Source organism: Streptomyces sp. NPDC048353, from assembly GCF_055587165.1.
The window spans coordinates 1-1,340 of sequence record NZ_JBVJGU010000026.1; the positions used below are offsets into that span (position 1 = coordinate 1).

The 1,340-nt window shown below is 69.0% G+C and carries 2 protein-coding genes; both read left to right on the forward strand.

The features are described 5' to 3' along the window. The coding region (locus tag ACZ6RC_RS33345; RefSeq protein WP_469590627.1) for an alpha/beta fold hydrolase at positions 1–706 on the forward strand (706 nt) is incomplete at its 5' end. Positions 707–757: 51 nt separating this feature from the next. Then, a partial coding sequence (locus tag ACZ6RC_RS33350; RefSeq protein ID WP_469590630.1) for a transposase family protein occupies positions 758–1,340 on the forward strand: 583 nt, incomplete at its 3' end.

Consider the following 1,340-nt stretch of genomic DNA (forward strand, 5'->3'; position numbering starts at 1 on the left):
TCACCGCTCGGTCGACGTGGGAGGCGTCCGGCTGGCCTATCAGGTGTCGGGTCCGCTGGACGCTGCCCCGCTCGTTCTGTTGCATGCGTTGGGCGAGGACCTCACCGACTGGGACGCGGTGGCACCTGCCCTCGCCCGCGGCCGACGGGTATACGCTCTCGATCTTCGCGGTCACGGCCAAAGCGATTGGCCAGGGGACTACTCCCTCGAACTCATGCAGACCGATGTGCTCCGGTTCCTGGAGGCACTGGGGCTTGGCCGGGTGGACGTGATCGGGCACTCCATGGGCGGGGTCGTGGCCTATCTGCTCGCGGAGGAGCATCCGCAGCGGGTGAGCCGGCTCGTCCTGGAGGACGTTTCGGTCCCGCGTCCCCGGGAGCCGACCACCCCGACCAGGCCGGATGGTGACCTGGCCTTCGACTGGGAGATGGTGCTGGCCGTCAGGAGGCAGATCGACCTGCCTGACCCGAGGTGGCTGGAGCGGCTCAGTCAGATCACCGCCGAGACTCTCGTGGTGGCCGGCGGTCCACGCAGCCATGTGCCCCAGGACGGCATCGCCGAGCTGGCCCGCCGCATCCCCGGCGGACACATGGTCACCATCCCGGTCGGACACTTGATCCACCACGCAGCGCCCAAGGCGTTTGCCGAGGCGGTTTCGGCGTTCCTCTCTTTGGAGGAGGACTCCGGTCCCGCCCGCCAACCATGAGCCCGACGTCACCGGCCGTGGCGTTAAGGAGGCCGCACGGGTTCTTCGAGTGTGACCAAGAACTGGGCCCGCGCGGCCTTGTCCCATCCTGCCTTCACTGGCATCTCCCGTGAACATCTCGGCGCTTTGATCGAGGAGTTGGCCAAACCGTGGCAGGCGCGACGCGAGTCTGCGCTGCGTGACCGCCGTGGTGGGGAGCGCCGTCGGCATGCCTGGGCCGGGCGCAAGCACGAGCTGGTGTTCACCGACCGGGTGCTGGTCATGCTGGTCCACCTGCGCACCCAGCTTCCGCACGCCGCGCTCGCCGAACTGTATGGGGTGGGACGGTCCACGATCACCGAGGCCACTGGGGAACTCCGGCCGCTGTTCGGCGACCGAGGTTTCGCCGTCCCCGACCGGCCTGGTCTGCGGCTGCGGACTCTCGCCGATGTGTTCGCCTACGCCGCTGCTGAGGGTGTCAAGCTGCGGATCGACGGTACCGAGACCCAGGTCCGCCGCCCCCGGGCCCACCGGCCCGGCCGCTGCGCGTTCGTCTCCGGCAAGAAGAAGCAGAACACCGTGAAGACCACCACGATCAGCGACGGCCAAGGCCGAACCCTGTGGTCCGGGGCCGACCGGCCCGGAAGAATGCACG